Annotated in this window: 24 protein-coding genes; 14 read left to right on the plus strand and 10 right to left on the minus strand. The window is 51.4% G+C overall.

Going from position 1 to position 24,548, the window contains the following annotated elements; all coding sequences use genetic code 11:
• Positions 1-69 precede the first annotated feature (69 nt).
• From IBX50_RS02015 to IBX50_RS02025, 3 genes are all read left to right on the plus strand, one after another.
• Positions 70-951, plus strand: a complete 882-nt coding sequence (locus IBX50_RS02015; protein WP_292252915.1) for an AraC family transcriptional regulator — start codon at positions 70-72, stop codon at positions 949-951.
• Positions 952-1,031: 80 nt separating this feature from the next.
• Positions 1,032-1,484 carry a MerR family DNA-binding transcriptional regulator gene (locus IBX50_RS02020; RefSeq protein WP_292252916.1) on the plus strand — a complete coding sequence of 151 codons (453 nt, stop codon included), beginning with the start codon at positions 1,032-1,034 and terminating at the stop codon, positions 1,482-1,484.
• Between the two features lie 63 nt (positions 1,485-1,547).
• Entirely contained in the window at positions 1,548-3,227 is a 1,680-nt protein-coding gene (locus IBX50_RS02025; protein ID WP_292252918.1) for an AMP-binding protein, read from the plus strand.
• Between the two features lie 202 nt (positions 3,228-3,429).
• Here IBX50_RS02025 and IBX50_RS02030 read toward each other — a convergent pair whose 3' ends face one another.
• The 6 genes from IBX50_RS02030 to IBX50_RS02055 form a co-directional block, all read right to left on the minus strand.
• A complete protein-coding gene (locus IBX50_RS02030; RefSeq protein WP_292252920.1) occupies positions 3,430-4,746 on the minus strand; it encodes a diguanylate cyclase in 1,317 nt (438 codons plus the stop codon).
• A gap of 16 nt (positions 4,747-4,762) precedes the next feature.
• Positions 4,763-5,191 (minus strand): response regulator, encoded by a 429-nt coding sequence (locus IBX50_RS02035; RefSeq protein WP_292252921.1) that lies wholly within the window; start codon positions 5,189-5,191, stop codon positions 4,763-4,765.
• Complete coding sequence (locus IBX50_RS02040; RefSeq protein WP_292252922.1) at positions 5,188-7,017, minus strand: HAMP domain-containing sensor histidine kinase; 1,830 nt, start codon at positions 7,015-7,017, stop codon at positions 5,188-5,190. The genes IBX50_RS02035 and IBX50_RS02040 overlap by 4 nt, the downstream gene beginning before the upstream one ends.
• Positions 7,017-7,931 (minus strand): substrate-binding domain-containing protein, encoded by a 915-nt coding sequence (locus IBX50_RS02045; protein WP_292252923.1) that lies wholly within the window; start codon positions 7,929-7,931, stop codon positions 7,017-7,019. Before IBX50_RS02045 ends, IBX50_RS02040 begins: the two co-directional genes overlap by 1 nt.
• Positions 7,932-7,973: 42 nt before the next feature.
• A complete protein-coding gene (locus tag IBX50_RS02050; RefSeq protein WP_292252924.1) occupies positions 7,974-9,623 on the minus strand; it encodes a PAS domain-containing methyl-accepting chemotaxis protein in 1,650 nt (549 codons plus the stop codon).
• Between the two features lie 143 nt (positions 9,624-9,766).
• Entirely contained in the window at positions 9,767-10,639 is an 873-nt protein-coding gene (locus IBX50_RS02055) for a substrate-binding domain-containing protein (protein WP_292252925.1), read from the minus strand.
• Between the two features lie 111 nt (positions 10,640-10,750).
• Between IBX50_RS02055 and IBX50_RS02060 the strand changes: the two genes are divergently transcribed.
• Both IBX50_RS02060 and serS read left to right on the plus strand, forming a co-directional pair.
• Positions 10,751-13,210 carry a Lon protease family protein gene (locus tag IBX50_RS02060; protein WP_292252926.1) on the plus strand — a complete coding sequence of 820 codons (2,460 nt, stop codon included), beginning with the start codon at positions 10,751-10,753 and terminating at the stop codon, positions 13,208-13,210.
• A 6-nt stretch (positions 13,211-13,216) separates the two neighbouring features.
• On the plus strand, positions 13,217-14,488 hold the full coding sequence (gene serS, locus IBX50_RS02065) for a serine--tRNA ligase (RefSeq protein WP_292252927.1): 1,272 nt from the start codon (positions 13,217-13,219) through the stop codon (positions 14,486-14,488).
• Positions 14,489-14,602: 114 nt separating this feature from the next.
• Here serS and IBX50_RS02070 read toward each other — a convergent pair whose 3' ends face one another.
• Positions 14,603-15,844, minus strand: a complete 1,242-nt coding sequence (locus tag IBX50_RS02070) for an EAL domain-containing protein (RefSeq protein WP_292252928.1) — start codon at positions 15,842-15,844, stop codon at positions 14,603-14,605.
• A 285-nt stretch (positions 15,845-16,129) separates the two neighbouring features.
• On the opposite strand from IBX50_RS02070, the gene IBX50_RS02075 reads away from it, so the two are divergent.
• From IBX50_RS02075 to IBX50_RS20675, 5 genes are read left to right on the plus strand one after another with little or no spacing between them, the layout of a single operon-like run.
• On the plus strand, positions 16,130-16,852 hold the full coding sequence (locus IBX50_RS02075; RefSeq protein ID WP_292252929.1) for a YebC/PmpR family DNA-binding transcriptional regulator: 723 nt from the start codon (positions 16,130-16,132) through the stop codon (positions 16,850-16,852).
• A gap of 3 nt (positions 16,853-16,855) precedes the next feature.
• Positions 16,856-17,710 (plus strand): formyltetrahydrofolate deformylase, encoded by an 855-nt coding sequence (gene purU / locus IBX50_RS02080; RefSeq protein ID WP_292252931.1) that lies wholly within the window; start codon positions 16,856-16,858, stop codon positions 17,708-17,710.
• A gap of 1 nt (position 17,711) precedes the next feature.
• Positions 17,712-18,071: a CidA/LrgA family protein gene (locus IBX50_RS02085; RefSeq protein WP_292252933.1), complete on the plus strand. Its 360-nt coding sequence runs from the start codon at positions 17,712-17,714 to the stop codon at positions 18,069-18,071.
• Positions 18,055-18,780: an LrgB family protein gene (locus IBX50_RS02090; RefSeq protein ID WP_292252935.1), complete on the plus strand. Its 726-nt coding sequence runs from the start codon at positions 18,055-18,057 to the stop codon at positions 18,778-18,780. Before IBX50_RS02085 ends, IBX50_RS02090 begins: the two co-directional genes overlap by 17 nt.
• A 25-nt stretch (positions 18,781-18,805) precedes the next feature.
• Entirely contained in the window at positions 18,806-18,889 is an 84-nt protein-coding gene (locus IBX50_RS20675) for a helix-turn-helix domain-containing protein (RefSeq protein ID WP_366930684.1), read from the plus strand.
• Positions 18,890-18,956: 67 nt separating this feature from the next.
• Here IBX50_RS20675 and hisC read toward each other — a convergent pair whose 3' ends face one another.
• A complete protein-coding gene (gene hisC, locus IBX50_RS02095) occupies positions 18,957-20,015 on the minus strand; it encodes a histidinol-phosphate transaminase (RefSeq protein WP_292252937.1) in 1,059 nt (352 codons plus the stop codon).
• Between the two features lie 48 nt (positions 20,016-20,063).
• Here hisC and IBX50_RS02100 point away from each other — a divergent pair, with 48 nt between their 5' ends.
• Together IBX50_RS02100 and IBX50_RS02105 are read left to right on the plus strand one after the other, a co-directional pair.
• Entirely contained in the window at positions 20,064-20,792 is a 729-nt protein-coding gene (locus IBX50_RS02100) for a 16S rRNA pseudouridine(516) synthase (protein ID WP_292252938.1), read from the plus strand.
• Positions 20,793-20,855: 63 nt separating this feature from the next.
• Positions 20,856-21,182 (plus strand): hypothetical protein, encoded by a 327-nt coding sequence (locus IBX50_RS02105; protein WP_292252939.1) that lies wholly within the window; start codon positions 20,856-20,858, stop codon positions 21,180-21,182.
• Here IBX50_RS02105 and IBX50_RS02110 read toward each other — a convergent pair.
• Both IBX50_RS02110 and IBX50_RS02115 read right to left on the minus strand, forming a co-directional pair.
• Positions 21,179-22,168, minus strand: a complete 990-nt coding sequence (locus IBX50_RS02110) for a PA2778 family cysteine peptidase (RefSeq protein ID WP_292252940.1) — start codon at positions 22,166-22,168, stop codon at positions 21,179-21,181. The genes IBX50_RS02105 and IBX50_RS02110 overlap by 4 nt on opposite strands.
• A gap of 3 nt (positions 22,169-22,171) precedes the next feature.
• Positions 22,172-22,552 (minus strand): PA2779 family protein, encoded by a 381-nt coding sequence (locus tag IBX50_RS02115; protein WP_292252941.1) that lies wholly within the window; start codon positions 22,550-22,552, stop codon positions 22,172-22,174.
• A 201-nt stretch (positions 22,553-22,753) separates the two neighbouring features.
• Between IBX50_RS02115 and fabD the strand changes: the two genes are divergently transcribed.
• Both fabD and fabG read left to right on the plus strand, forming a co-directional pair.
• Positions 22,754-23,698 carry an ACP S-malonyltransferase gene (gene fabD / locus IBX50_RS02120; RefSeq protein ID WP_292252942.1) on the plus strand — a complete coding sequence of 315 codons (945 nt, stop codon included), beginning with the start codon at positions 22,754-22,756 and terminating at the stop codon, positions 23,696-23,698.
• 22 nt (positions 23,699-23,720) lie between these two features.
• Positions 23,721-24,473, plus strand: a complete 753-nt coding sequence (gene fabG, locus IBX50_RS02125; RefSeq protein WP_292252944.1) for a 3-oxoacyl-ACP reductase FabG — start codon at positions 23,721-23,723, stop codon at positions 24,471-24,473.
• Positions 24,474-24,548: the final 75 nt, after the last annotated feature.

A 24,548-nucleotide genomic window follows, 5' to 3' on the forward strand; every position in this document is an offset into this window, starting at 1 on the left:
TGACGTAGACGTAAATTGACTAAATTGTGCACAGGATGGATTATATTGCGATAACACAAGGATTCTTGCATGTCTCAAACCTCGGACTGGCCTCTGCCACAAGGCAGCCTGCGTTACATTATTCCGCAACGCCTGTTAAAGCTGCTGGAAAAACACCCACTAACCCGCGAGTTGTATCCGATTTCCTTTGGTCATTACCATCGGGCACGCGGGCATTGTATGGATCGACGCCTGCATGATGATGAATTGCTGATCTACTGCACCGAAGGTGAGGCCGAAGTTTTTACCGGTCAGCAAAAGCTGCATATCGAAGCGGGTGACCTGCTGTACCTCCCCTCTGGTGAAGCCCATCGTTATTCCACCCCGGATCACAACCCCTGGACCATTCACTGGGTGCATTACACCGGCCCTTTATCCAGCTATTTTCGTCAATATCTGGGATTCAGTGGCAATAATCGCATCATCAATCTGGGTCGCCAGCCTCGTCTATTAGTCGACTTTAATGGACTACTTTCGGTGCAGGACAGTGGTTTTCAGGAACAACCCCTGATCCATGCCAGCAACCGACTGCGCCAGCTGTTAACCGCGCTGCCCTTGTCTCACAAGCGCCCGCAGATCAAACACCAGACAGAACTGAACCTGGAGCAACTGCATCAGCAAATGCGTAACCATTTACACAGCCGACTGGATCTGGACAGCCTGGCTGCAACCGCCGGTTTATCAAGGTATCATTTCATTGCCCGTTATCGGCAGCTGACTGGTGAAACCCCGATACAGCATTACCTGCACATGAAAATAGAACGCGCCTGTTACCTGCTGGATACCGGCGAATCCAGCATCAGCAGCATTGCTGAACAACTGGGTTATGAAGACAGTTATTATTTCTCCCGCCTGTTCAAAAAAGTCATGGGTGTCAGCCCTGGCAATTACCGGCGTGTGAATCGCTACTGACAAAAATCGACACATTTTCCTTTACGTAAACGTCAACCTTGATTTAAAGTTGATCACACGCACTTATGGAATCATCCAAGATGAACAATCGGGCAAAAATGCGCACCTACAGCATCAGCGATCTGGCCAAAGAATTTGATGTCACTACCCGTACCATCCGCTTTTATGAGCAGCAGGGATTATTAAATCCCATGCGTCAGGGTCAGACACGCATTTACAGCCCCAAGGATCGTGTTCGTCTGATGCTGACGCTACGCGGCAAACGCCTGGGTTTTAGTCTGGCCGAGAGCAAAGAGCTGTACGACATGTACGACTCCACCACGGAAGGGGATGAAAAACAGCTGTTATACATGCTGGATATTCTTGCCAAAAAACAAGCCGACATGCAGCAACAACTGCGGGACATCCAGCGCCTGCAGGAAGAATTGAACACCGCGGAGGAACGCTGCCGCGAAGCACTGGAAAAACTGCGCCAGCGTGATGACAAAAAAACCTCGGCAGGATTAAATTCAACACAAAAAAAGGCAGGGTAACCCCCTCGGACACCCTACCCTGCTGTTCTGAACCAACACACAACAAAGATAAAAGGTGGGTTTATGAGCAAACAACCAAGCTACGTCAGCGGCACCAGTGAGCAACCCCTGCTGGGTATGACCATTGGTGATTTGTTTGACCAGACTGTTGCACGCTTTCCTGACAATGATGCGCTGATCTCACGCCATCAAAAACTGCGTTACACCTATAAAGAACTCCAGCAGGAGGTCAACCGGTGCGCTCGCGGCCTGATGAAAATGGGCATCACCCGTGGTGAACGTGTTGGCATCTGGTCACCCAACAACGCCCAGTGGTGTATCACCCAGTTTGCCACCGCCAAAATTGGTGCGGTACTGGTGAACATCAACCCCAGCTACCGTACCCACGAGCTGGAATATGCCCTGAAACAATCTGGCACCAATACTTTAATTCTGGAAGGTGTGTTCAAGGTATCCAACTACGCCGAGATGATCTGTGAGCTGGCACCGGAATTAAAAACCAGCACCACCCAAACCTTCCGCAGTGAACGCCTGCCAGAACTCAAACGAGTCATCTGCCTGAATGATGATCTTGCCACCGAAGGTATGTACACCTGGTCGGATCTGATGTCCATGTATGATCAGGTCACAGAAGCGGAATTACACGACCTGCAGAAAACCCTGCAGTTTGATGATCCGATCAACATCCAGTACACCTCCGGCACCACTGGTGCACCCAAGGGCGCAACCCTCTCTCACCACAACATCCTCAACAACGGTTATTTTGTTGGTGAAGGCATGAACCTGACCGAAAAAGACCGCATGGTGATTCCGGTGCCGCTTTATCACTGTTTTGGCATGGTGATGGGGAACCTGGGTTGTGTCACTCATGGTGCCACCATGATTTATCCATCCGATGGTTTTGATCCTGAATCAACCTTAAAAGCGGTGGAAGAAGAAAAAGCCACTGCCCTGTATGGTGTGCCAACCATGTTTATTGCCGAGCTGGAGCATCCGAACTTTGACAAGTTCGATCTGCGTCATCTGCGTACCGGCATCATGGCAGGTTCCAACTGCCCGATTGAAGTGATGAAAAAAGTCATCGACAAGATGCACATGAAAGATGTAACCATCTGTTATGGCATGACGGAAACCAGCCCGGTGAGTTTCCAGACCCGTATGGATGCCCCGCTTGAAAAACGGGTGTCCACTGTCGGCACCATCCACCCCCACCTTGAGGTCAAGCTGGTTGATCCTGAGTCCGGTCATGTGGTGGAGCGTGGCGAGAAGGGTGAACTCTGCACCCGTGGTTACAGTGTGATGCTGGGTTACTGGAACAATGAAGATGCCACAGAAAAATCCATCATCAACGGCTGGATGCACACCGGTGATCTGGCACAGATGGATGATGAAGGTTATGTTGCCATCACCGGACGTATCAAGGATATGATCATCCGTGGTGGTGAAAACATCTATCCACGGGAGCTGGAAGAGTTTTTCTACACCCACCCGGCCATTTCTGATGTGCAGGTGATTGGTGTACCGGATCAGAAATACGGCGAAGAAGTGATGGCCTGGGTGAAAACCCACGAAGGAAAAACCCTGACCGAAGATGAATTACGTGCCTTCTGTAAAGGCAAAATTGCCCATTACAAAGTTCCGCGTTATTTCAAATTCACTCAGGATTTCCCGATGACTGTCACCGGCAAGATCCAGAAGTTCAAAATGCGTGATGTCAGTATCGAGGAACTGGGACTGCGTTAAACTCCCGGAACTCGGCAACACCATCAAGCCTGCCCCTAGCGGCAGGCTTTTTCACTTTTTCATCCCTGTTATTACTGGAAATAATCCCTTTCCGGCAGTAGGTTGCGAGAAGGAAACGCCACCAATGTGACCGAATAAGATCAGCAGGGATGGATGACTTTCTGGCCAAACCCTACCGCTTGCAGGATCTTACTGAACTGTTTCAACGCGGGCTGTATGATGAATGAAGTGCATAGCGGTTTTTGCCCGCTTTTTTGGCTTCGTACATGGCTTCATCTGCCTGGTCCAGCAGTTGCTGGGCATCCACATCCTGCTGCTGCGGGAAAAAGGTCACACCAATACTGGCGGTTACCGCCAGTGGTTTTCCTTCCCAGATGACCGGCTCAGATATAGCTAGCTGCAAACGCTCCAGCAGCTTTTCCAGTGATGGATGATCCGGCTGCAGCTCCAGCACCAGTGCAAACTCATCACCACCAAAACGCGCCAGAGTATCTTCATCACGCAGGCACTCACTCATACGATCTGCCAGCTGCTGCAACAGGTAATCTCCTGCCGCGTGCCCATGGTTATCGTTCACTGGTTTAAACCCATCCAGATCCAGAAAAGCCACCGCCAGTCTGGAGTTATGGCGACGTGCGTAAGCCATCGACTGGCTTAAACGATAAGAGAACAACACCCGATTGGGAAGACGGGTCAGAGCATCAAAATGTGCCAGATGTTCCAGCTGGGATTGTTGTGCCTTTTGTTCAGTGATATCAGTGAACAGACAAACATACTGACGAATACTACCACCGGCATCCCTGACACAACTGATGGTCATGCTTTCCACAAAAACCTCACCACTTTTGCGGCGATTCCAGATTTCACCCTGCCAGCTGCCTTCTTCTTTTAAAATTCGTCTGAAGTCATCATAAAAAGCCGTGTCATGGTGACCGGAACTCAGCAGACTGGGTTTCTGACCAACGGCCTCTTCACGGGTATAACCGGTAATACGGGTAAAAGATTGATTCACTTCCAGAATCACGGCATCAGCATCGGTAATCATGATGCCTTCACGGGCATGCTGAAAAACAGTCAGCGCAAGGCGTTCACTGGTGTCCCGCTCATGGCGTAACAAGGCATAACGTATAGCCTTGCGCAACAGGCTGCCTTCAGAGCCTTTGATCAGAAAATCTTCTGCTCCGGCTTCAATGGCCATCTGGGTAGCCTGATAATCATCCAGTCCGGTTAACACCACTACTGGTACATCTGGAATCAAACGACGACATAAGCGTACTGTTTCTGTGCCGGTAGAATCCGGTAAATTCAGATCCAACAGCACCACATTTGGTTGCAACTGCTCACTGCGAATTTTCTGTTGTGCTTCTTTCAGGCTGGCAGCCTGAATCACCACAAAAGCATCAGCTTTGCGTTCCAGCAGCTGAAGATGTACCAATTGGGCATCACCCGGATCATCTTCAATTAACAACACCACAGGAACCCGGTTTCTGGCTGCCTGATATTCTGTTGGTTCCTGCATCACAAACTCCATGTAATCAGTGTCGTGGAAGTTGTACCAAAGAAATCCAGTAACCCTCAAGCTGTTGCACCTGATGGATAAAATGATCAATTTCAATTGGTTTAACAATAAACCCGGCAGCACCCAGATCATAAGAAGCAATAATGTCACTTTCTGCGTCCGATGTGGTGAGTACCACTATCGGTATACGCCGCAGGCTGTCATGGCTTTTGATGGCTTTTAGAAAAGCCCGGCCATCCATACGCGGCATATTTAAATCCAGCAGAATCAGATCTGGACGGTCTTCTTTACCCGCCAGCAGATCATCCATAGCGGCCTGACCATCTTCCACATGACGCAGATTCAGCAGCACCCGCGCTTCATTAAAAGCTACCCGTGTCAGGTGGGCATCTGCCGGGTCATCTTCCACCAGCAGCACACAAAACAGTTTATCCGTATCAGTCATACAAAATTATCCTGTGGAATTTCAAAAACGAATTCACAACCACCCATTTCACTCTCCTTAACCTGCAGATCACCACCGGACAGCTGCAGAATACGCCGCGCCAATGCCAACCCCACGCCGTTTCCGGGAATGCCACTACTCACAGAAACCAGTCGCACAAACAGTTGTAACACCTGTTCACGGTATTCCGGGGCAATGCCCAAGCCATTATCAGCAAATCGGAAGCGATATCCCTTTTCATAGGCTTCTACTGTGATCAGCATCTGAAGTGGACGCTCAGCATTACGATAAATGATGGCATTATCCAGAAAAATACTCAGCAGCTGAACAAAACGTGAACGAACAAAAACCAGTACAGGTAAAGATTGTGGAACACTCACCTGTGCACCGCACTCCTGCAAACGCGGTGCAAAAGTCTTACTCCGCAACAACTCATCCAGCACCTGCTGGGCAGAAAACTGTTCCGGGATTGCCAGGTTTTGTTCCACCGCCAGATAACGCTGTACATCCCGCACCAGCAGGCTCAATCTTTCTGCCTGCTGATGAATAAAGGCCACCGAGGTACGACTGTCTTCATCCGGCAGCACCTCAGATTTTTTATTCAAGCGATCAGCAAACACCATTAAACGTCGTGTCGGCTCCTGAAAGTGATGCGCCATGATTTCACTCAGGCGTTGCAGATCAAGGTTGGCAGCCGTTAAACCGGCCTCCCGCTGACGAATTTCTTCTGCCATGCGGTTGGTTGCAGCCGCCAGCTGACCCAATTCATCATGACTGCTCAGTTTTAACGGCTGCTGATAATGGCCCTGACGCAACAATTCAACACCCTGCACCAGCCCAGACAAGGGCTGAGTCACAATGCGGCGCAATAACAACAAACTCAGTGGCAAGACCAAAAGTGCTGTCACCAGCATTGCCAGCAGCAATGATTGCCGGGTTGCCGAGCGGGATTCCTCATACATGCTCTCGGGATAATGCAGGCGTACCCAGAAGGGCGTTTGAGCAAACTGAGTGAAATGCTGCAAACCGTAAAAACCACCCTCTGCCTGATAAAAATTACCAGGGGTCTGACCTTGCGGCAGTTGATCAAACTCGGTATAGAGTTTCACATCCAGAAAACCCATCAATTGGCGATCAATAAAATCTCGATCCAGCTGGAAAATCAACACCAGATGCCCCACCAGGCGTTGTGACTGATTACTGATAGAGCGATAAATTGGATTACGATAGGCCATTAACAAGGTGTTATCACTGAAAAACAGGCTGATACCCAGGGGCAGATCCTGATGCTGCTGATAACGCAGGCTGATTTCTTGCTGCTGTTGATCGGATGACCAGTGGGCAGCATTTATTTCCTGCACCAGTGTATGGGGTTGTTGATTGTGATAACTCTGTAAACCCTGCAGCACCAGAGGTGGGTGATTCAGTGCAAAGCTATAAGGCTCCATATCCAGCCCGTACAAAAAGGCTTCATGCGCACGACCCGTCTGAACTGCAGACAACAAGCGTTGTGCCAGCTGGCGTTTTTCTTCATCAAACACCAGTGCCTGATAATTGTTCGGTTGCTGAAAACGACCAATCAAATCCATCGAAGCAATCAAAGGTTCGGACGATGACAAGAGTTCAGCTTCAATCGTCAGAGTCTCAGACACTTCTTCCGTTGCCAATTTAATACGTTTAAAACCCTCTCTGATTTCTGCCTGGGCTGCATCTCGATGGTATTGCAGCAACTGCCGATCAATCAGATACCCCGCCAGTAATAACGAACCCAACGCCACTGCCAGAGTGAACATCAGCAGCTTGTTTCTGATGGTTAGGGCAGGCATTAAAATATGGGCTCCAGTGAGACCGCTGTGGCAGGAGTCACTGGCTGACAGGCAATTTCAACCTGCCGGGGAACACTTTCTCCATTTAGTATCCTAATCGCCAGCTCGGCGCCTTCACGCCCACCAGTGGGAAAGGTAAAACTCAGCGCCTGCTGCCCCAGCAACAAGGCTTCTCTTGCTTCACGGATATAATCTATACCCACCAGCGGCACCTGTTGTAAATCCATACCATGCAACTGCATGGCCATACGCGCCCCAGCTGCCATGCTGTCACTCTGGGCATAAACGGCATCAAAACTTTCACCGGATGCCAGCAAGGCATCAACAGCCAGAATCGCATCTGCCCGCAAAAAGTTGGCGGTGCGTTTGATCAGGGTAATATCCGGGTGTTTCTTAATCACCGCTTCAAATCCCTGCCCACGATCCAAGGTGGTACTGGCACCCGCCACCCCTTCCAGCATCAGGATACGCCCCTGCCCTTGCAAAGCCTTTACCAGATACTCTGCTGCTTGTTGTCCGATGGCACGATTATCGTGATAAACATAACTGGTATAACTCTCATCACTGACACCCCGCGACAGCAGAATCACCGGAATCCCCGACTCATACACCTGCCGGATAACCGGGGTTAGTGCCTGCTGATCTCTGGGGCTGGTGATTAACAGATCAACTCCTTTTGCGGCCAGATCCTCAATATGCTTGGCCTGCAAGGCTGTTTTCCCCTGAGCATCGGTGACAATAAACTGGATATTCGGGTGTTGTGCTAATACCGCCTGTACCTCCTGCACCTGAACCTTGCGCCAGTCATTAGCCAGGGTATCCTGAGCAAAACCCACCACAAAACGGGGTTCCGCGCTGCTGATGCCTGCAACAACCAGCATTAGCATCACCAACGCCAGACGCAGCACACTCATATTGATCGCTCCAGTGAGGTATCCGAATGTCCATCGTGATGATTAATCCATATACACCTTGAACTGTTTACGCAACTCGTCAATCACCTGGGTGGTTTCCTGTACATGCTGGGATGCAGTCAGTGCCTGCAGAGCCTGAGCCGCATTACCATCCGCCAGTCGTGCAATACCTTCCACGGTTTCCGCGACTTCACGCGCTGCCATTGCCTGCTCCTGCAGCACTATCTGAATATCCTGAGTGGCCTGTACCACACGCTGAGTTTCCTGCTCAATTTCACCCACCGACTGTCCGGCACGTTTGGCTTTTTCAACACCGGCTTCCACACGCTCCACACTGTCCTGCATCTCACCTGCAGCTTCTTCCGTGCGCTTCTGGATCTGACTGACCATACTGGTGATTTCCACCGTGGAATGAGCCGTACGTTCAGCCAGATTACGAACCTCATCGGCCACCACCGCAAAACCCCGGCCATGTTCACCGGCTCTTGCTGCTTCAATGGCAGCATTTAATGCCAGCAGGTTGGTTTGTTCAGCAATTTCACGAATGGTTGAAACAATCTGGCCGATATTATCAGACAGCTGCTCCAGGTCTTTCATCTTGCTGGCTGATGCCTTGACTGTACCCGCAATGCCTGCAATCTCCTGAGTGCTGGCATAGACCGCCTCAGCACCGGACTGAGAGACTTCACCAGCAGAAATGGAGGCCGCATGGGCTGCATCAGCGTTTTCACCAATCTGATCCACTGAAGCACTCAGCTCTTCCAGCGCTGCAGCCATGCTGGCAGAAGCATTGGACTGCTCCTGGGCACCGGAGGCGGTCTGCTGACTGGCATCCAGCATTTCACTGGCCGCCTGTGTCAGCACCTTCGAGGACTGGGTGATCTGGAACACGATTTCAAACAGACGGTTACGCATCATCATTACGGCATTAAACACACTGCCAATTTCATCAAACTTGCCGATGGCTGTTTTACCCACCAGATTACCGGAACCGATTTCCAGTGTGACTTTTTTAAGTTTTTCCAGGCGTTTAACGTTGCTGCGCAGCACCAGATACAACCACAACAACGCCACAAAACCACTGACACCCAGAGCAACCAGCAAAGGAATCAACGCCTGTTCCACCACGGTATCGGTGATTGCTATAAACTGCCACACTGTAACCACCAGCATGGTGAGCATAAACAAGAACATAGGCAATAAAGCCGTGGTGGTCAGGCTGAGGTTGATGTAGGTCTCTTTAATACGCGATCCTATACCACTCAGAACATAACCACCGGATAAACGGTGAGAACTGCCCTCACGCATGGCCTTGTACAGAGCTTCTGCCTGCTGCACTTCTTCACGGGTGGGCTTCAAGCGCACACTGACATAACCACCATCCTCGCGGGGTGTGGCTGTGGCTTTTACCCAGTAGTGATCACCGTTTTTACGGCGATTTTTAACCATACCCTGCCAGGCGCGCCCGGATTTAAGGGTTTGCCACATATCACGAAAAGCTTCTGCAGGCATGTCAGGGTGACGAATCATGTTGTGCGGCTTGCCGATCAATTCTTCACGAGTGAAACCGGCGTACTCCACAAACTCGTCATTCACATATACGATATTTCCCTGAGAATCCGTATGGGAAATAATGGCGCAGTCAGATCGGACGGTGAATTCTTTCTGGGTAACGGGTTGGTTGTTACGCATATTCTATGCTCCTGTTGAAGCTGCTATTTTTATAAACACATATTAGCCCAACCAGTCACAAGATAAAAATGCATCAAGTCATGAAAAGCGAAGAAAACCCCGTACTTTGAAACATTCCTGATACATTTGAACTGATAAGATGCCTAATCAAAACCGGATTGTTTCAGGATGTTCTGGCTTGCTGGTTCAAAAAGTTGCTGCCAGAAGTGTTTAACATCCATGCGTGCACTGCCAGCACGGGTCAGAGCTGCGGCATAAAGGATGGCAGAGTGGTGGTTACCTTGGAGCTTGAGTACATCCCGCTGTTGTTGAATGCCACCCTCGATAATGCGCTGCCAGGGCAAAAAACCCATGGGGATTTCACCTGTTTCGATCAGATTGTAAAGATCCTGGAATTCAGTAGTGGTTTTCAGGCGAGGCTCCATGCTGCGCAACATTTCTCCGCGCTCCAACACCTCTCTGGCAGCCTGATGTTGCATGGTGTGTTCCGGCATTAGTCCTATCGGGCCATTTTGCAGGTTGATGACAGTCAGGCTGCGAGCACTTTCCAGCGGCGCCCACAGACCAATACGGCCAATCGCCAGAACACGAGCCTCAGTGGCATGTTTTTGTGCCAGCAGTTCATGTGCCTGCGCCATTTGGTCAAGGATCACCAGATCAAAGGTTTCACCGTGTTCCATCAGATTGACAAAGTCCTGATAGCTGCCCTGATGAATGCGGAATGGACGGTTATTTTGTTGCTGGTATTGGTCAATAATTCGGTTAATTGTCCAATAAAAGCTGGGATTGACCATCAGTCGGATCAGGTTAGGGTCTTCTTCATCACGGCGGTTTTCTTTTGAGTCCGGCACAAAGCCCTGAAAGTTGAACTGGCTCATCGGCAGATTGGATTGGTTCATGCGGCTGGCATAGAGTGGCAAGCTAACCACTAATCCAAGGATCAGGGTGATCAGAATATTCAGAGTGGTTTTCCGTTTTGTCATTGTCCATTCGCTGTTGGCGGTTTTAACTGTCATGCCTGTAATCTTACCGGCTGAAATGGCGTTTGCCTATCGCTCTTTTGCTTCGGTACTGTTACCCTTCCGACCTTTTATTTTGCATCGTTTAACGGATTACCAAGGCTACTGATGAGAACACCCAAACCCCTGCCGCTGACTAAACTTTACAAGGCCTGCCGAGTCAGGGATTTCAGTTTTGAAGATACCCGCCATATTTCTCCGCTGGATACGTTTATCGGGCAGCAGCGTGCCGAAGAAGCATTGCAGTTTGCCACGGCAGTGAATCGTAAAGGTTACAATATTTTTGCAGTTGGTCATGCCGGATTGGGCAAACGTACCATGCTGCGGCGCTTTCTGGAACAGCGTGCCACCGAGATGGATGCACCATCCGACTGGTTGTATCTGCATGATTTTGCCAACCCGCGTAAACCCTGGGCAGTGCGTCTGCCGGGTGGCATGGGCACGGGTTTTAAGGAAAACATGCAGGAACTGATTCTGGACATGAAGCAGGCAATCCCTGCGGCTTTTGATAACGAAGGTTTTTTTGAGCGCGCCGAGAGAATCAAAGATGATTTTTCTGAGCGCCAGAGCAGTGCCTTAAAAGCGTTGGCTGCTGAAGCGGAACCGCTGAAGTTGAAACTGATTTTGCAAACACCCGGTGGTTATGCCTTTGTACCGGCGGATGAAGAAGATCAGCCTATGGATGCGGATGTGTTTGCTGGTTTGGATGATGAGCTGCGCCGTGACTTCCGCGAAAAAATTGAAGGCATGGAGAAAAAACTGCGTCTGGTACTGCGTGAACTGGCACAACTGGAAAAACAAAGCCGTCTGGAGCAGCAGGCACTGAATGAAGAAGTGACTAATGATGCGCTGGAAGAAGGCTTGCAGGTTCTGAAGGAAAAATATCTGGATTACCCGCGTATTCAGCAATATCTGGATGCTTTGCATCAGGATCTGCTGGATAACGTGGCAATCTTCCTGAACACCGATGATGAAGACGAAGATGCGGTGACCAGTGTGTCACCGGATAAGCGTATCCCCACACGTTATCAGGTTAATCTGCTGGTCAGTCATGCGGATCGCCTGCATGCCCCGGTGATTGAAGAATCCTTGCCGACCCACAACAATATTGTTGGGCATGTTGAGAATGTGACTTATCAGGGTACTGTAGCCACGGATTTTTCACTGATTCGTCCCGGTGCCTTACACCGAGCCAATGGTGGTTTTTTACTGCTGGATGCCGAACGCTTGTTAAGCCAGCCTTATGCCTGGGAAGGTCTGAAGCTGGCACTGCGCACTGGCAGCCTGCGCATTGATACACTGGAGCGGCAGTTGTCGGTATCCGGCAGTGTCTCGCTGGAGCCTGAACCCATCCCGCTGAATTGTACGGTGGCGCTGATGGGCGATGATGAACTGCTGCATGCCCTGCAGGAGCAAGACCCCGAATTTGTTGAGCTGTTCAAGGTAGTGGCTGAGTTTGAAACCGAAATGCCCCGTAACCTGCAGAGCCAGAAGCTTTATACACGACTGATTGCCAGCATGGTGGCGCGAGAAGGCATGTTGCCGGTGGCCAAGGATGGTGTAATGCGGGTGATTGAAGAAGCCGCTCGCATGGCGGAACATCAGGGTAAACTCTCATTAAATGCGGCTGATCTGAACCATCTGTTGCGAGAAGCGGATTACCTGGCAACCCGTGAGCTGAGTCCTGCCATCACTGCGGATCATGTGCGAGCAGCCTTGGCTGCCCGTCGTCGCCGTGCCGGGCGTTATCCAGATCATGTACTGGAGTCGATCAAAGAAGACTTCATTATGATCAGCACCAGTGGCACCAAGGTAGGGCAGGTGAATGGTCTGACGGTTGTTGGTAGCCATGATTTTCTGCATGGTCAGCCATCACGGATCACCGCACGGGTGCATTATGGTAACGGTGAAGTGTTGGATATCGAGCGCAGTGTGCATCTGGGTGGTTCGATGCACTCCAAGGGTGTGATGATCCTGACCGGTTACCTCTGTGGCCTGTTTGGTGCAGAAGACAGCCTGCCGTTGGACGCCAGTATTGTGTTTGAACAATCCTACGGTGGGGTGGATGGTGATTCTGCCTCACTGGGTGAGTTAATCTGTCTGTTATCTGCCATGGCGGAAGTGCCGGTAGCTCAGAATCTGGCCGTGACTGGCTCCATCAACCAGTTGGGTGAAGTTCAGCCCATCGGTGGTGTGAACGAAAAAATTGAAGGCTTTTTTGAAGTCTGCCGGGCGCGTGGCCTGACGGGTGAGCAGGGCGCTATCATCCCTCATCAGAATGTTGCCCAGTTGATGCTGCGTGAAGAAGTGCTGGAAGCCATTGGTGAAGGTCAGTTCCATATCTGGGCAGTCAGCCAGGTGGAAGAAGCCATTCAATTGATGCTGAACCTGCCAGCAGGACAGTTGACCAGCACCGGCAAGTGGCCGAAAAATACCATTTATGGAAAAATAGCCGATCGCCTGGATCGCCTGCGTGACAAGGATGGTGATGAGCAGGATGCCAAAGATGGTAAAGATAAAGATACCAGGGAAAAAGAAAGCAAAGACACCAACCCCAGGAAGAATTGAGACGTTATGTTAGATCCTAAACTGTTACGCAGTGAATTGGATGCCGTGGCTAAGCGCCTGGCAACACGTGGTTTTGAGCTGGATAAAGCCGCTTTTGCTGCGCTGGAAGAAAAGCGCAAAACCCTGCAAGTGCAGACAGAAACCCTGCAGGCTGAGCGCAACAGCCGCTCCAAAAACATTGGCAAGGCCAAGGCCGCAGGTGAAGACATTCAACCGCTGCTGGATGAAGTGGCCAGCCTGGGTGATCAGCTGGATGCTGCCAAGGCTGAACTGATAACACTGCAGGATGAATATCAGGCGCTGCTGGCGACCTTGCCGAATCTGCCACATGAATCCGTTCCTGTGGGTCGTGATGAGGCGGACAATCAGGAGGTCCGTCGCTGGGGTGAGCCCCGCTCGTTTGAGTTTGCCGTCAAGGATCATGTCGATCTGGGTGAAGCATCCGGCCAGCTGGATTTTGAAACGGCTGCTAAACTCACCGGCTCACGTTTTAATCTGATGCGTGGTGGTATGGCTCGTCTGCATCGTGCACTGGCGCAGTTCATGCTGAACACCCAAGTAGATGAGCACGGTTATGAAGAGTGCAACGTACCGCTGATTGTGAATGCTGACAGCCTGTATGGCACCGGTCAGCTGCCCAAGTTTTCTGAAGATCTGTTTAAATTGAGTGTGGATCATGATTATTTCCTGATCCCCACTGCGGAAGTGCCACTAACCAATATTGCCCGTGATGCAATTCTGCCTGCAGAGCAGTTACCGGTGAAACTGACCGCGTTGAGTGCTTGTTTCCGCTCGGAAGCCGGTGCTTATGGTAAAGATACTCGTGGCATGATTCGTCAGCACCAGTTCGAGAAGGTAGAAATGGTACAGCTGGTGCATCCAGAGCAATCTTATCAGGCACTGGATGAAATGGTCGGTCATGCTGAAGCAATCCTGCAAAAGCTGGAGCTGCCTTATCGTGTGCTGAGCCTGTGTACCGGCGACATGGGTTTTGGTGCGACCAAGACCTATGATCTGGAAGTGTGGATCCCCAGCCAGAACACCTACCGCGAGATTTCTTCAGTATCCAATTGCGAGGATTTTCAGGCACGTCGCATGCAAGCGCGTTTCCGCAACCCAGAAACCGGCAAACCGGAACTGTTGCATACCCTTAATGGCTCCGGCCTGGCGGTGGGTCGTTGCCTGGTTGCGGTATTGGAAAACTACCAGCAGGCCGATGGCCGCATCCGTGTACCGGAAGTGCTGAAACCCTACATGGGTGGGCTGGAGCTGATATAAGCGGGTGACTGCGCAGCAGTCATGAGTAGCTGCAACTCGCAATACAGGCATCAATCGGGTCACGCCCCCGTTGCTGCCTGAGAAGCTGGAAGCCTCGCCCTTAAGTGCAATAGCTCAGGTCTCCAGCCAAGCGGCAGGGCAATCGGCGCAGAGTACCAGCAGGCGCGCTGGATTGCCGGCGTTCAGGGCAATGGAAAGGGTGATATCCAGGGTGGCATCCGGCAGCCCCAGATAAGGCTGAGAAATTTGTACTTGTCCGGGTTGTTCCAGCGCATGACGGAAATAACCACGCCTTGCCCACAGAGCGCCCACACTGCGGCTGAGAGGTGCATAAGCAGTACCACTGACTTCTGATCGGGCGCTGATGTTTTCGACAATCTGCACCCCTTCAGCATCCAGCATGTAAATGCGTTCAATGGCTTCATGATCTTGCAGTGGTTGGGTGGCAGTAGCAAAATCCATGTTCTGCTCTAAATCATCTGCCGTTTGTTTCAGCAGTTTTTGCAGCTGCAATTTTTTACGTGACTGACTGTGCTGGCGCACCAGTTGATCTCGCAGGGTGTGTTGATGCAGGGAATGGATGGAATCAGCCAGGGCTTTTTCTTCATATTCGCCAGTGGCGCTGGGACGAGCAAAATAAAACCCCTGTGCCAGATCGGCTTCACTATCGAGTGTCAGCAGGGCATCATCTTCTGTTTCCACACCCTCTAGCAGCACCAATGCACCAGTTTCGCGCAGTAATGCCACACAACGAGATAACCAGCGTTGGCGGCGCGGATTGTTGCGGGCATTCACCAGCATGGAGCGATCCAGCTTGACGATGTGAGGCTCCAACTGCCAGATGCGATCAAAATTGGAGGCGCCAGTGCCAAAGTCATCAATGGCAATCAGAAATCCTGATTCCTTGTAGTGGCTGACAAAATCCTGTAGCTGAGCTGGATCAGAAACAGCGTCTTCCAGTATTTCCAGTACCATGCGTTCACAACCCAGCCCACGGCGGCGCAGGAATTTTTCCAGCAGGTCTGCGCGATGATTATGCGGTTGGATGGTTTCACTACGCAAGTTCAGAAACAACCACTGGTTTTCGGTGTCCATCTGACCAAAATTCAGCAGGTGGCTGGCAATGCATTCGCGATCAAAACGCTCAACCCGGTTTTCCACCAGTGCCCGGTTAAAAGCATCCAGTGGTGAGCAGGTTTGTCCGTTGGCGTTCTGGGCGCGTAACAGTGCCTCATAACCGACAACACGCCGATGGGTCAGGCTGATGATGGGTTGAAAATGACTGTGAACTCTCATTGCAGAGGATTTTCCCTGGCTTGCGGTGATCTGGCTGAGTGGCAATTCAAAATATTTCATTGGCTTTTCTTAACCTATTATAAAAATAACACGATCCATTCACGGAAACACTGCAGCGAATCGGTATCCATTGACGCAGGACGTGGCAAGAAAGGTGCCAACCCATGTTTATGGCAGCTGGGATTTTGTTGCAAAGCCAGTAACGCACTTTTGTGGTGCGCTACGGGGCATGTCGGTTGATGAGTGGTGTTTTCTGGTGCATGTATTTCAGGCATGGCACTTATGTCCGTGTAAGCATAAAATAGCGCTTTTAATTTGATACTTAATCATAAACAGGATGCCAAGATGGGTCGCGCCTTTCAGAACCGTAAAGAGTCCATGGCCAAAACGGCTGCCGCCAAAACCAAGGTGTACAGCAAATATGGTCGCGAAATTTATGCCTGTGCCAAAACCGGTGGTACAGATCCTTCCGGTAACCTGACCCTGCGAGGGTTGATGGAGCGAGCCAAGAAGGATCAGGTGCCCAGCCACGTGATTGAAAAGGCGCTGGAAAAAGCTCAGGGTGCTGGTGGTGAAGATTTTTCCGTGGCGCGTTATGAAGGTTTTGGCCCCGGTAACTGCATGGTGATTGTCAGCTGTCTGACCGACAATCCCAACCGTACTTTTGGTGATGTACGCCAGTGTTTCACCAAGGTGAAGTGCAAAATCGGCACGCCCGGCAGTGTCAGCCACATGTTTGATCACAGCGCGATTCTGGCTTTTGCCGGTGAAGATGAAGAACCGGTACTGGAAGCCCTGATGGAAGCCGATGTGGATGTCACCGATATCGAAAACGAAGAAGGTCAGATCACGGTGTTTGCTCCGCATACTGAGTATGCCAAGGCCAGAACAGCACTAACGGATACTTTTGGTGATATCGACTTTGCCATGGATGAAATCCAGTTTCTGCCTCAGACCATGACCGAGCTGTCCGGTGATGATGTGGCACTGTTCGAGAAGTTTCTGGACATGCTGAACGATCTGGACGATGTACAGAACGTTTACCACAACGCTGAAATGGCTGAGTAATTCATGGAACGTACCTATACCCTGACTATCTCCTGCCCGGATCGGGTGGGGATCGTTGCCAAGGTGAGTAATTTTCTGGCGATGTATGGTGGCTGGATCACCGAAGCCAACCACCACTCGGATCTGGAAGCCAATCGCTTTTTTATGCGCCATGAAATCCGTGCTGCTTCTTTGCCCTTTGGGTTGGATGAGTTTCGTACTGCTTTTAGCCCGATTGCCCGCGAATACGAAATGGATTGGGATATTGCCGATTCTGACGTGAAAAAGCGTGTGGTGCTGATGTGCTCCAAAGAATCTCACTGCATGGTGGATTTACTGCACCGCTGGCAGAGTGGTGAGCTGCCCTGTGATATTCCACTGGTGATTTCTAATCACAATGACCTGCGGGATCTGGTGGAGTGGCATGGTATTCCTTTTGTTCACGTACCTGTGACCAAAGACAACAAGCCCGAAGCCTATGCCGAGGTGGAGCGTCTGATTGATGAAGCCGCTGCAGACTGTGTGGTGCTGGCGCGTTACATGCAGATTATTCCACCAACTCTGTGCCAGAAGTACGCTCACCGCATTATCAACATCCATCACAGCTTTTTGCCGTCTTTTGCCGGAGCCAAGCCTTATCACCAGGCTTATGAGCGGGGTGTGAAGCTGATTGGTGCCACCTGCCACTATGTCACCGAAGAGCTGGATGCTGGCCCGATCATTGATCAGGACACAGTTCGGGTGAACCATCGCCAGACTGCCCAGGATATGGTGCGGCTGGGGCGTGATGTGGAAAAAAGTGTACTGGCGCGTGGTCTGGCCTGGCATCTGCAAGATCGGGTGCTGGTGTACGTCAATAAGACTGTGGTGTTCAACTGACATGCTGGCCGGATTTGCAGCCCTGCTGTTTTTTCAGCTGATGGGTGAGCTGCTGGTGCGCCTGACGGCGATACCTGTGCCGGGGCCGGTGCTGGGTATGGCCTTGTTGCTGGTGGCGGTGCTGCTGTTCAAAAAAGTGCCGCAGGGGCTGCGGGAGGCTTCAGAAGGTCTGCTGCGTTACCTGCCATTGCTGTTTGTACCAGCCGGTGTGGGTCTGATCAATCACGGCATTCTGCTCAAGCAGGATCTCTGGGTGATTCTGATTACACTGGTGGTCAGTACCGCTCTGACACTGGTGGTCACGGTGTTGGTGTTGCAGTTCTTGCGTAAACGTTGGGGGATGGATGATGCCGGTTCCTGAGGCTTTTGTGGATTTGTGGGTGTACATGGCAGCCAGTCCGCTGTTACACCTGATGCTGACCCTGCTGGCGTTTTTGCTGGCGCAATGGATCAACCGCCGTGCCGGTGGTACACCCTTTTTACATCCAGTTCTGGTGGCGATTGCACTGCTAGTGAGCCTGTTACTGATTACCGGCACACCCTACAGCAGCTATTTTGAAGGGGCGCAGTTCATTCATTTCCTACTGGGACCAGCTATTGTGGCGTTGGCGGTGCCCTTGTTTGATCATCGTGAGCGTATTCGCCGGGAGTTTGTGCCGCTGATGCTGGCTTGTGTGGCAGGGATTTTGACTGCGGTCGGCTCCACCATTCTGCTGGTCCGGCTGCTGGGTGGGCGAGAGGATACCCTTTTGTCACTGGCACCCAAGTCGGTAACTTCCCCAATTGCCATGGGTATTGCTGAGCAGATCGGCGGTTATCCAGCGCTGGCAGCCGGTATTGTGCTGATTACCGGTGCTATTGGTTGTGTGCTGGGGCCGCCCATTTTCCGGTTACTCAAGATCAAGGATCATGCCGTACAGGGGTTTGCCATGGGGCTGGCCGCACACGGATTTGGCACAGCGCAGTGTTTCAGTCTCAGTAATCTGGCGGGTGCCTTTGCCGGACTGGCCATGGGTGTCACCGGCCTGTTGAGTGCTTTCCTGATTCCACTGATCATGCGGTTGGTTTGAGGCGGGTCACCAAAGAAAAGTATTCATGTTCACCGGTATCCGCTATCACGCCAAACCGACACCGCATCAGGCTGAAACCCTGTCGCAGTGGATTGGTGTGCGCGGCTGATCTGGAATACCGAGAGTGATGAAGATGCCCGCCTGGGTGCCTGCCCAAAACGGACGTTTTTGCTCGATCAGCCTAGCAGGTCGTGTAGCTGCTCAATTAGTTGCTGGTTTTCGGCTTCTGTACCAATGGTAATGCGCAAAAAGTCACTGATGCGGGGCTTGTTAAAGTGACGCACTAGTAGCGCCCTTTTGCGTAATTCCTGTGTCAGCTCGGCGCCTTCATGTTTTGGATGACGGGCAAAAATAAAGTTGGCAGAGGAGGGTAACACCTCAAAGCCCAGTGCATTCATCGCTGCAATCAGCTGTTCACGGGATTGGATGATTTTTTGGCAGATGCTGTGAAAATAATCCTGATCCTTGACGGCTGCAATGGCACCGGCCAGTGCCAGACGATCCAGCGGATAAGAATTGAAGCTATCCTTGACTCGGTTCAGTGCTTCGATCAGATCCGGATGACCCACGGCAAAACCGACCCGCAGACCTGCCAGCGCCCAGGATTTTGAAAAAGTCTGGGTAATCAGCAGATTGGGATAATCCTTTACCAGTGCCACCGCCGATTCGGCACCAAAATCAACATAGGCTTCATCGACTACAACCACAGAGTGCCGGTTGTGCTCCAGCAACTGTTTAATGCTGGTCAGTGGCAGTGCCTTGCCAGTTGGGGCATTGGGATTGGGGAAGATAATACCGCCATTAGGCTGCCGGTAGTCTTCCAGGCGGATGTTAAACTGCTCGTCCAATGGCACCTGCAGGGACTCCACCTCGTATAGTTGGCAGTAAACTGGATAAAAGCTGTAGCTGATATCGGGAAACAGCAGCGGTTTGTCCTGTTTTAACAGTGCCTGAAAAGCAATGGCCAGTACTTCATCCGAGCCGTTACCGACAAAAATATTTTCCGGTGCTAGCTGACAATAGTCTGCCAACGCCACTTTTAAGTCCTGCGCTTGAGGATCAGGATAGAGTCTTAGCGTATCATGCGTCGCTTCATGTATTGCGCTTAGCACTCTGGGTGAAGGCCCGTAGGGGTTTTCATTGGTGTTCAGTTTGATCAGATTGGGGATCTTGGGTTGTTCACCGGGGACATAGGGTGTCAGCCTGTGAACAATAGGGCTCCAGAAGCGGCTCATAGCTAACCTTTGAGTGAGTCATTCAAGTAAAAGAGAAGAGTAAACCTTATGTCATCAAAAACTCAACGTCTGGATAAATTTCTTACTGCTTCAAGTGACCTGACGCGGAGTCTGGCAAAAAAAGCCCTGCACCGGGGAGAAGTGACCGTTAATGGTGAAGTGGTCAAGGATTCTGGCTTGCAGGTGGGTGCAGGGGACCGGGTTTGCTGGCTGGATGAACACTTGCAGATCACGGGTTTGCGTTATCTGCTGCTGAACAAACCTGTGGGTTATGAGTGCAGCAGTAAAAGCAGTCATCATCCGCTGGTGACCGATTTGTTGCAGGGGCTGGCAGCCAGGGAGCGTATCCAGTCCGTTGGGCGGCTGGATGTTGATACCTCCGGATTACTGCTGTTGACCGATGATGGGCAATGGTTGCATCGCATTACCTCGCCCAAATACCGCAAGGAAAAAGTTTATCGGGCGCAGCTGGCAGAACCGCTGGTGGCGGATGCTGAGGAGCGAATTCAAGCCGGTTTGTTGCTGGAGGGTGATGATGAGCCAACCCTGCCTGCCCTGCTGGTGCGCGAAACGGATCAACTGGTGCGGCTGACCCTGACCGAAGGCCGTTATCATCAGGTGCGCAGAATGTTTGCAGCGCTGGGTAATCATGTGCAGCTGTTGCACCGTGAGCAGGTTGGTGGTGTATCACTGGATGAGCAGCAGTTGCCACCAGGGCAATGGCGCGAGCTGGATGAAGTGGAAATTCAACTGCTTGCTGCAGCTGCAGAGAGTTAAGGTATACTTCTGCGTTACAGGATCTGTAGTTCGAGCGGTCTAAAAAAACAGAAGGAATAAGGCATGAAAAACCGCCTGCTGATTGAGCTGGAAATTCATCGTAAAGCCATCAACCGGGATATTATCAATCCGTTGATTCCGGAGTTGTCACTGGACGATCTTAAACCTTTGCTGGCACTGGTGGCGCTTGCCAGAGCTGATTATGTAAAAACCTTGTTGAATTTGCCTGCTGCGGTTGGTGAAAATACCCCAGAGGTTGAGCACATCAAGGAGCTGAGAAACAAGCGCATCATTTTTGAAGAGCTGGTGGATGCTGTGAATGCGCTGGAAACAGTCATTCAGCGTGAATACATGGATGTCAAAAGCAAGCCCAAAAACCAGACTTTTTAAGGTTCTCTGGCTTCAGTATCGGGGCAGGAAGGCAAGTGCTGAATTGGGCAGCGGGATGAATCGGCATTGCCGGTGGTTTTGTCGGTGTTGTCAGTCTCACTGAGCTGGTCACGACAGCTGGCTGCTTGTTGTGCTTGAGCCGGGCAACGAGTGTCCTGTTCCAGTACGTGGGTCAGATTGTTCCAGGCTGCGTGGTTGTCAGGTTGTTGTTTCAACAGGTTCAGTAACAGCTGGCTTGTTTGTTCGGGTTGTTGCAGTTTCCAGGCCTGATTGGCGGCCATCAATTGCGGCAGGGCTTCCTGCGGCCAGTGCTGTGCGGCGGTCAGATAACCCGTCATTGCCACTTCATTTTGCCCGGTGAGTTCCATCTGATGGATGGCTTGCAGGTGATTGTTCATGTTGCCGGTCGCGGGCAGTTGATCGCTCGGAAGCAGCAGATAGGCCCAGTAATCCCCTCTGCGCCAGGTGCGTTCAAATAATGCAAAAGGGGTGGGGTGTTCGGCCAGGGTGCCTGAATGCAGATAAAACACTTGCAGATCCAGGTCGTAACCGATTAGCACTGCGTAGTGCCACACAGGCTGCTGAGTCAGCCCAAGGTTCTGAAAGACCAGAACAGGATGTCCCTGCTGCAGTTCAAGGATCAGATCCTGTAGGCTGGCCTCCATGCGATGAGGAATCAACCCGCGTTGGCGTGCAGCAGCCAGCATCTCCATTTGTAATGAGCCTTGGCGTGCCGGTAGGTAAACTTCTGCGACCAGCGCTTCCGGATCAGCGGTCAGGCCCTGGTGTTGCAGTAGGGTAGCCAAAGCTGCAGGACCGCACTGGTACTCCTGCTGGGGATTAAAAGGAACATCTTTCAGCAACAGCCGGCGTGGCTGATACTCCAGATGGCTTTGATTCAGATTCTGGGTTAAGGGTGTATTGCTGCAGCCGACCAGCAGCCCCAGCAATACAACACCCAGCAGTCGTAAGGCTGCTATGGGCATGGGTCAGTGATTGACACTGCGGACAAAGGGGAAAATGTCCGTGGCACCCAGTAGATCGGTGATGATGAACACAACAAACACCACCACGACAACACCGAGTACACCGGAGCCTGCAGGTAACTCGTCCATGCGCGCCTGTAATTGAGCCAGTTCTTCAGGTGTCAGACGCTCAATGCGTGCCTGGGCAGCTACAGGGTCTACACCCAGTGCCATCAACTGAGCTTTTGCCTGGGGGCTGGACAGTTGTTGTTGCCATTCAAGTTGCAGGGCGGTGGGTGCTGTTTGTTGCAATAATTGTTGGTTGCTGATGAGACCTGCCTGAGCAGACAGGGTGACAAACAGCATCAACAAGCTGAAAACGGTGGTTTTCAACAAGAGTTTCATGGGGTTTTGCTCCGTTATGGGTGAACTTCAAACTAACAAGTTTGCGGTAAAAAGCAAGACAGTATGTAAATTGCGACATTTTCAGTAAAAAGAGTAGCATCCAGCAAAAAAATGAAAAGGCAGCAAGAAGCATAGCCTTCTGCTGAGGCTGTGCTAGAATGCGCGCCCATAATACTGAGCAAGACAGGACTTAGGTGACTTATGGCTTCTACCCTGGCCTTTATTTTTCCCGGACAGGGCTCCCAGCAGATTGGGATGCTCTCGGAACTGGCAGAGCGCTACGCGGTTGTGCGCTCAACCTTTGAGGAGGCGTCTGCAGCTCTGGGTTACGATCTCTGGCATCTGGTGCAGGAAGGTTCTGCTGAAGAGCTGAATCGAACCGATATTACCCAGCCTGCCATTCTGGCCGCCAGTGTTGCGGTGTGGCGTGTCTGGAAGGAACTGGAGGGTGCTCGTCCTGACTGGGTTGCCGGTCACAGTCTCGGTGAATATTCAGCACTGGTGTGCAGTGGCGCGATGGATTTTGCTGATGGTCTACGCTTGGTGCGTGCCCGTGGTGAATTCATGCAGGCCGCTGTGCCACCCGGTCAGGGAGCCATGGCTGCTATTCTGGGGCTGGATGCTGACCAGATTGAAAAAGCCTGTGCTGAAGCAGCGCAGGGTGAAGTTGTTGCTGCTGTTAATTATAATGCACCAGGTCAGATCGTGATTGCCGGTTCGGTAAAAGCGGTGGAGCGAGCCATTCTTGCCTGCCAAGCAGCGGGTGCCAAAAAAGCCATGCCTCTGCCTGTCAGTGTGCCATCCCATTGTGAGCTAATGCGTCCAGCTGCTGAAAAGCTGGCTAATGAGCTGAACCTGATCCAGCTGAACAAACCTCGCGTACCTGTGGTGCAGAATGTTCATGCAGCACCGGAGGCAGCGGTGGCTGCCATTCGTGACAATCTGGTGGCGCAGCTTTATCGCCCGGTACGCTGGATCGAAAGTGTTGAATTCATGGCGGGGCAGGGTGTGACCACCTACATTGAATGTGGTCCCGGCAAGGTGTTGGTCGGTCTGAACAAGCGTATTGTTAAATCGGCAAAATCCCTGGCAGTGAATGACCCTGATTCGGTCATGGCTGCGCTTGAGTTATTACGCGCAGAGTAAGATCAGAAAGAGAGGATAAAAAATGAGTCAGCAAGATCTGGCAGGAAAAGTAGCACTGGTTACCGGCGCCACCCGTGGTATCGGTCGAGCCATTGCTCTGGAACTGGGTCGTATGGGTGCCACTGTGATTGGTACAGCCACCAGTGAATCCGGTGCTGCAAAAATCAGCGAAGGCCTGCAGGCTGCAGGTGTGGCTGGTGAAGGTATGTTGCTGAACGTCACGGATGCTGAGTCCGTTGAAACGGTTATCAAGGCAATCACCGAAAAATATTCAGCTCCCTTGATTCTGGTCAATAACGCCGGAATCACCAAGGATAACCTGATGATGCGCATGAAAGACGATGAGTGGGATGATGTCATGGACACCAACCTCAAGTCTGTTTATCGCACTTGCAAGGCTTGCCTGCGTGGCATGACTAAAGCACGCTGGGGTCGCATCATCAATATCAGTTCAGTGGTTGCTACCATGGGTAATATGGGTCAGGCCAACTACGCAGCGGCCAAGGCCGGTATGGAAGGTTTTACTCGTTCGCTGGCGCGTGAACTGGGTTCGCGGAATGTGACTGTTAATGCTGTGGCTCCTGGTTTTATTGCCACAGATATGACGGAAGTGCTGCCGGATGCCCAGAAGGAATTCCTGGTTAAACAGGTACCTTTGGCACGTCTGGGTCAGCCGGAAGAGATAGCCGCAGCAGTTGGTTTTCTTGCCAGCAGTCCTGCAGCGTATATTACCGGTGAAACGCTGCACGTTAACGGCGGCATGAGCATGCGTTGATTTTCTTCGGAGTGAATTTTTTTGACTGAAAAACCTGTTTTTTTAGTTGCAACAGTTCGCTCCGGTTTATAAACT

The sequence above is a fragment of the Marinospirillum sp. genome (assembly GCF_014859565.1).

Coding starts and splice junctions, on each gene's coding strand:
- purU (WP_292252931.1), top strand. CDS start 16,856: ATGGAACGTACCTATACCCTGACTATCTCCTGCCCGGATCGGGTGGGG.
- IBX50_RS02105 (WP_292252939.1), top strand. CDS start 20,856: ATGAAAAACCGCCTGCTGATTGAGCTGGAAATTCATCGTAAAGCCATC.
- IBX50_RS02085 (WP_292252933.1), top strand. CDS start 17,712: ATGCTGGCCGGATTTGCAGCCCTGCTGTTTTTTCAGCTGATGGGTGAG.
- IBX50_RS02090 (WP_292252935.1), top strand. CDS start 18,055: ATGATGCCGGTTCCTGAGGCTTTTGTGGATTTGTGGGTGTACATGGCA.
- IBX50_RS02110 (WP_292252940.1), bottom strand. CDS start 22,168: ATGCCCATAGCAGCCTTACGACTGCTGGGTGTTGTATTGCTGGGGCTG.
- IBX50_RS20675 (WP_366930684.1), top strand. CDS start 18,806: ATGTTCACCGGTATCCGCTATCACGCCAAACCGACACCGCATCAGGCT.
- IBX50_RS02115 (WP_292252941.1), bottom strand. CDS start 22,552: ATGAAACTCTTGTTGAAAACCACCGTTTTCAGCTTGTTGATGCTGTTT.
- IBX50_RS02050 (WP_292252924.1), bottom strand. CDS start 9,623: ATGCGTAACAACCAACCCGTTACCCAGAAAGAATTCACCGTCCGATCT.
- IBX50_RS02075 (WP_292252929.1), top strand. CDS start 16,130: ATGGGTCGCGCCTTTCAGAACCGTAAAGAGTCCATGGCCAAAACGGCT.
- IBX50_RS02100 (WP_292252938.1), top strand. CDS start 20,064: ATGTCATCAAAAACTCAACGTCTGGATAAATTTCTTACTGCTTCAAGT.
- IBX50_RS02040 (WP_292252922.1), bottom strand. CDS start 7,017: ATGCCTGCCCTAACCATCAGAAACAAGCTGCTGATGTTCACTCTGGCA.
- serS (WP_292252927.1), top strand. CDS start 13,217: ATGTTAGATCCTAAACTGTTACGCAGTGAATTGGATGCCGTGGCTAAG.
- IBX50_RS02015 (WP_292252915.1), top strand. CDS start 70: ATGTCTCAAACCTCGGACTGGCCTCTGCCACAAGGCAGCCTGCGTTAC.
- fabD (WP_292252942.1), top strand. CDS start 22,754: ATGGCTTCTACCCTGGCCTTTATTTTTCCCGGACAGGGCTCCCAGCAG.
- IBX50_RS02020 (WP_292252916.1), top strand. CDS start 1,032: ATGAACAATCGGGCAAAAATGCGCACCTACAGCATCAGCGATCTGGCC.
- hisC (WP_292252937.1), bottom strand. CDS start 20,015: ATGAGCCGCTTCTGGAGCCCTATTGTTCACAGGCTGACACCCTATGTC.
- IBX50_RS02055 (WP_292252925.1), bottom strand. CDS start 10,639: ATGACAGTTAAAACCGCCAACAGCGAATGGACAATGACAAAACGGAAA.
- IBX50_RS02070 (WP_292252928.1), bottom strand. CDS start 15,844: ATGAAATATTTTGAATTGCCACTCAGCCAGATCACCGCAAGCCAGGGA.
- IBX50_RS02045 (WP_292252923.1), bottom strand. CDS start 7,931: ATGAGTGTGCTGCGTCTGGCGTTGGTGATGCTAATGCTGGTTGTTGCA.
- IBX50_RS02030 (WP_292252920.1), bottom strand. CDS start 4,746: ATGCAGGAACCAACAGAATATCAGGCAGCCAGAAACCGGGTTCCTGTG.
- IBX50_RS02035 (WP_292252921.1), bottom strand. CDS start 5,191: ATGACTGATACGGATAAACTGTTTTGTGTGCTGCTGGTGGAAGATGAC.
- IBX50_RS02060 (WP_292252926.1), top strand. CDS start 10,751: ATGAGAACACCCAAACCCCTGCCGCTGACTAAACTTTACAAGGCCTGC.
- IBX50_RS02025 (WP_292252918.1), top strand. CDS start 1,548: ATGAGCAAACAACCAAGCTACGTCAGCGGCACCAGTGAGCAACCCCTG.
- fabG (WP_292252944.1), top strand. CDS start 23,721: ATGAGTCAGCAAGATCTGGCAGGAAAAGTAGCACTGGTTACCGGCGCC.